Origin of the sequence: Xanthomonas cissicola (genome assembly GCF_008801575.1) — a bacterium.
GTDB lineage: Bacteria > Pseudomonadota > Gammaproteobacteria > Xanthomonadales > Xanthomonadaceae > Xanthomonas > Xanthomonas cissicola.
The window spans coordinates 1-4806 of the sequence record NZ_VZPL01000136.1; the positions used below are offsets into that span (position 1 = coordinate 1).

General features: G+C 57.5%; 4 protein-coding genes and 1 pseudogene. 1 reads left to right on the forward strand and 4 read right to left on the reverse strand.

The annotated features are described in order from the left end of the window. Positions 1 to 293: 293 nt before the first annotated feature. Together F7R02_RS24270 and F7R02_RS24275 are read right to left on the reverse strand one after the other, a co-directional pair. On the reverse strand, positions 294 to 725 hold the full coding sequence (locus F7R02_RS24270) for a toxin-activating lysine-acyltransferase (protein WP_046342229.1): 432 nt from the start codon (positions 723 to 725) through the stop codon (positions 294 to 296). Next, positions 715 to 2529, reverse strand: a complete 1815-nt coding sequence (locus tag F7R02_RS24275) for a protein adenylyltransferase SelO family protein (RefSeq protein WP_078589772.1) — start codon at positions 2527 to 2529, stop codon at positions 715 to 717. Before F7R02_RS24275 ends, F7R02_RS24270 begins: the two co-directional genes overlap by 11 nt. Before the next feature lie 593 nt (positions 2530 to 3122). Here F7R02_RS24275 and F7R02_RS27085 point away from each other — a divergent pair. After that, positions 3123 to 3584, forward strand: a pseudogene (locus F7R02_RS27085) (MobA/MobL family protein); the annotation flags it as partial. Here the strand turns inward: F7R02_RS27085 and F7R02_RS27090 are convergent. Together F7R02_RS27090 and F7R02_RS24285 are read right to left on the reverse strand one after the other, a co-directional pair. Continuing rightward, positions 3477 to 3701, reverse strand: coding sequence for a hypothetical protein (locus F7R02_RS27090; protein WP_235857309.1), 225 nt, complete (start codon positions 3699 to 3701; stop codon positions 3477 to 3479). The pseudogene F7R02_RS27085 and the gene F7R02_RS27090 sit on opposite strands and share 108 nt — an antisense overlap. 978 nt (positions 3702 to 4679) lie before the next feature. Beyond that, positions 4680 to 4806 (reverse strand): integrase core domain-containing protein (locus tag F7R02_RS24285; RefSeq protein ID WP_151210081.1); only part of this gene is annotated, 127 nt, incomplete at its 5' end.

Sequence of the window (4806 nt, forward strand, 5' to 3'; positions counted from 1 at the left end):
GCTGCGCTGGATCGCCTTTTTGCGTGCCTGGTTGCAGGTGGTGCGGGAGCGTTCCTCAACGTGCTCAAGCACTATGCGGCTCGCAAACATGGCAATGGAGGTTTGACAGGGGTTTTTCAGGGACGACTAGCCTAAGGTGCTGCCGATCAGCGGATAAGGCAAACCAGAACCGAAGCCCAGGAACAAAAATCCAGTCCAGGCCTTGGTCGACCTTGATGTCACTTCGTGCATAGGTTGCAACTGCCTTGTCGCTTCGGTTCGTCCATTCGTATCAAGGAAGCAACGTGTCTTCCTCAGCTATCTTTGCGAAGTCTGTGAGTCTTGGTTCCCAGCATAGCGCCCGCCTTATCTCGCACCAAGCGATGCGCTTGCTTGAAGTGTGGTCGCACGCGGTCCCGAAGTGCCTTCGCCAGGCGTCGGTGATGCCCTGGCATAGCCACGAAATCCAAGATCCAGAGTTGATCACCTTCGTTCCAGTCGCTAATTGGCAAGAACGGCGGATCTTGCACAACCAAATGACTGGCGGTTTCAGGCGTCAGATAAGCCCATAAGGCGTAGCCGGTCCAGACCCCGTCTTCGTCTTCGATCGTGACGAGCTGGCCTAGGCGAATTGCAGGCCATAGCCACACATAAGCCGCTGCGATACTGAACTTCTTGCGGTCAGTCTTGAACAGGAGTTGCATTGCCAGGCCAAGTGCCTGCGCATCAACGGCATTAGGTTGCATGGGCGGTGGTTGAGCTCAATGTCTGCGCTGCAACTGCAGCGTCCGGGAAGGTGAGCAGTGCGGTAGGGATTGATGCACGCCCGTTCAAGCTTAGACCTACCAGGTAGCTGGTGGGTTCGCAGTCGACACGCGCGACGGTTCTATGGCCAGAATTGGTGATGCCGAGTTTCTCATCTGCGACTTCGGCGCCGAAAAGCAGTGTTCCGCCATGCACGCGTGGTCCCTCCAGCTGGACTGTATAGGCCATACGATGCGTATCAAAGAAATACAAAGCGGTGGACACGTGATCGCTTGCGTAGCCCAAGACAAGCCAGTGTGGTGGTAAGCCTTTCCAAACACGGCGCGAGACCGCGACCTCGGTTGCGATAAAGGCCGAGACCCGCTCGGGTCCCGACGACCGATCGACAAGGATCGACCGCACCAGCTTGATCGCCCGGCGCTTAGAGACGCGATAGGAAAGGCGTGGTCGTGGTCTCAGCCAGCGGTTGGCGGCACAAAGATGGAGAGCTGCATTCGGAAGTGCGTGCAGGAGCGAGTTGATCTCCTCGCCTGTCTGAGAGCCCTGGGTTGCTTTGCCTTTGATGTGGTCAGAGAGCCAATCGTGGCGCTCGCCGTGCTTTGTGGGCTGATCGAACGCATAGTCAATGCGCTGTTGCTCGCGGTAGTAGCGCGCAATGAGCGCTTTGAAATGCAACGCCTCTGGGCTTGACTGAGGCAAGGCACACGCTTCTGCACAGTGATGGAGAAACGCAGCTTCCATGTGATGCTCGATCTGGATAAGCAGCTGATCGATGTTGGCGATTGCCTTGTCAAAGCGGGAATACTTCTTGAAGAAATAGGCAAGCGAGGGAAGCGAGTGGCGAACATCACGCATCTCATCGCCGAAAAAGTGACGATGCCCATCAGTGCCACGCTTCCAGGTGGGAATTGCGCGGAAGCCGCCGAAATCCAGAAACTGCGCATTCGAAGTGATGTTGTCGCTTGTCGGGCGTCCGGTCCAGAGGCGATGCGCGCGACTTGCGGCAATCTGCTCGGCAAGGCGGAGGTAGAGCGCAGACAAGTCAACGCCTAGGTCATTGGGATTGTCGGCATCGCGCTGCGTGTGTTCGTCGGCAAAGTGGATGGCATCTTTGACTCGCAGGCTATCTTGAAATTGATCGCTGTTTGCACTGCCTGATGTCCCGAAATACAGGCTGCGCTCGAAATGCGCCAAGCGCAGGAAAGCAGGCCTGATCAGAATGGCGCACCGCTCCGGCTCGTCGGCATCGGTGCGCGCCAGGGAGAAGCCGGCATCGATGATGGCAACGATGGGGACTGCCCCGTGGGGCAGTTCTGCGTTGAGGATCTCGCTGGCGACTGCCTCGCGAATGGCATCGTAAAGATAGAGACAGCCATGGGAGTGTGACCAATCATGGGCCTCGGAGACCAGTGGCGTGGGGCCGGTTCCTTTGGCGATGAGCATGCCATCGGAGCCACAGCGGCCACTCCCCCCGTGGATCGCCCCACCGCTCCCACCATAGCGATCAGCGCCCAGTGTCTGTCCGCCGAAGGTGGCGGCAACGCAGTGGGCTTCGATAGAGGTCACGGCAAAGCGCTCAAGCAAGGACGCTGAGATGCGGGCCCGAGTTGGCGCGTCGTGGATGGCTATGCCTAAGTCGTGAAACCAGCGCTCATTGAGCCAGAGCAAAGAAGCATCCGGCAGTCTTCCCACTGGAAAGGGCACGAGCATTGAGGCGCTCACGCTGGCAAGGCTCAACAGGGTGGGGTCGTTCTTGTCATCCATGTCCCAGTAGTCATTGGGCATTTCGCTTCCTTGTTTCCGCAGCTATTGCGACTTAGCGTTCGATCGGCGTTGGTGATGCTACCAACCTGACGGCAATTCGTCTTGCTGCTGCTTGGATTTCCCGAGGCCACGGGACATCACTTCTGCATGGACAGTCAGCATAAAAACGACACGTGGCGTGAGGGCGTAATCAGGCTCGTACAGGTCTTATTCATTCTTTGGTATAACTAATATTTATATGCAAAAAGAGCAATGGTTGATCCAACTGTGGCAAAGAAAATTCAAAGAAAAATTAGAGAGCAAGAGCGCACTTATGGTTTCTGCTTTGCAGAAACCGTGCGCCAACGCTGCGGGTCGGTGCGGTGGCTTCGCCACCTCGTTGCCTATGCTCCGCTAGGCAACACAGCCACTTCAAAACCTCGTGACCGAGGTCTCTGTGCTGTCGAGTTCGCTTTTCTCTCGACGGGCGATGCTCTGCCGCTTCTATGTGTGCTCCACAAACAGGAGTTTCACAAATGGCGATTTATCACGCAACAATGAAGTCTTTCAGTCGAGGCAACGGCGACTCTTCGGTCGCAGCAGCTGCTTACCGCGCAGGGTTTGATCTGCTCGATATGAGCACAGGGCTTGGCCACAATTATTCCCACCGAGGCGGTGTCGATTTCCATCAGATGCTTGCGCCGAAAGGAGCGCCCGAGTGGTGCTTTGATGCACAGTATTTTTGGAACGCGAACGAAGCGGCCGAGACGCGCAAGAACGCACGCGTTTGCCGAGAAGTCGAGGTGTCGCTTCCGCATCAACTCGATCCACACCAACGGAGAGCGCTCGCTTTAGCGCTTGGCCAATTGCTGGTCAATCGGTTCAAAGTCGCCGTATTGGTCGCTGTGCACACACCAAGCAAATATGGTGATCAGCGCAATCATCATGTGCATTTGCTGATGTCAGCCAGGCAGGTCGGACCGGGAGGACTAGGGGAGCGCGCCTGCGCTGAGTTTGATGCGCGACAAGGCGGCGGCACACGAGCGCTGCGGCAAATCCGCAAAGACATTGCAATGGTCATCAATGCGCACTTGAAAAATGCGGGCGCCCCGGCTCGGGTAGATCATCGCAGTCTCCGAGCACAAGCATACGAAGCCGCGCGTAATGGAGAGTTTGAACGCGCCCGCGAACTCACGCGCCGGCCTGGCAAGCACTTGGGCAAAGCCAAAGTGGCGGTGATGCGCAAAACGAAGTTCACAGCAGAAGTGAGAGGGGCAGGTGGGCGAGAAGCAGCACTGGCGCTTTCAAAGCTTGTCGCTGAGCACATGAAAAAAAGCGGTGGTCTCGTGCACGAGGTGCCACCGTCTCATAGCCATGCGACAGCACTTCGGGATCGGGCCAATGCACAGGCTTCTGGATTGGACGGACGCACAGCGGTTGGGCAGACACGATTGTCAGGCGCAGAGCGGGTGCGGCAGATCAAAGAGCGCTTGGCGCGTGCGCCAGCGCCTCGCCCGGGTCTCTACACGCCTTACAGCGGTCAAACCCGACATCTTAGTCGCGTGACGCGTTTGGCTCGTTCCTCGGGCCGACAAGACGCTGAGTTGCTCAATGCGCAGGCGCAGTTGATCGAAGATTGGCTCGAGGCCCAGCGAGAGGTGGCTCAGCAGTCTCTCGAAGTATTGCGGCAGATCCCGGGTATCCAGATTGAACCCGAGTTCCAGCGGGCGCACTCCACACTCGTTTGCCGGCGAGTGGATAGCTACGCCACCAAGCCATTTCTCTTTGAAGACACCGAGATGCTTGCTCGCTCAATCAGCAAGTATGCCCATACGCTGGTGCGACCCTACAAAGCGCGCATGGCCGTGCTAGATGCGCAAGCCAAGCTCTATGAGCAAGAATACGATCCCGATACAAAAGTGGTGGCCAGAGCACAGCGGCGCTTGGCGCGAACGAAGAGGCATGTCTCCTCGCGCATCCAAGCGATCCAGCAGGGGCGGATCAAGCGGGCTCGAAAAGCGATGGTGGAGACGGCTGAGGCCTTGGAGAAGAACTTTGCCCCACAGCCGATCGAGGTGCTGACGCCTGAGGCAACGGTTGGGGATTTGCCTTTGCCTGATGGCGAGGCTGGGGTAGCGCATTGGGAGTTGAAGTTCCGGCCGACGTCCCCCCACCCTGAGTAGTGGTTTGGTTTAGAGTCCGGGGGTAATGATATCGGTGTTTGCCAGATGTTGGGCATAAGCAGCCGGGGTCATGCCGCCGATCGCCTTCTTGGGTCGGTCCTCGTTGTATTCGCGTCGCCAGCGTTCGATTTCGGTG

What these genes read in the sequence shown, in the direction of transcription:
- F7R02_RS24270 (WP_046342229.1), bottom strand. Translation starts at nt 725, where the DNA reads ATGCAACCTAATGCCGTTGATGCGCAGGCACTTGGCCTGGCAATGCAA.
- F7R02_RS24275 (WP_078589772.1), bottom strand. Translation starts at nt 2,529, where the DNA reads ATGCCCAATGACTACTGGGACATGGATGACAAGAACGACCCCACCCTG.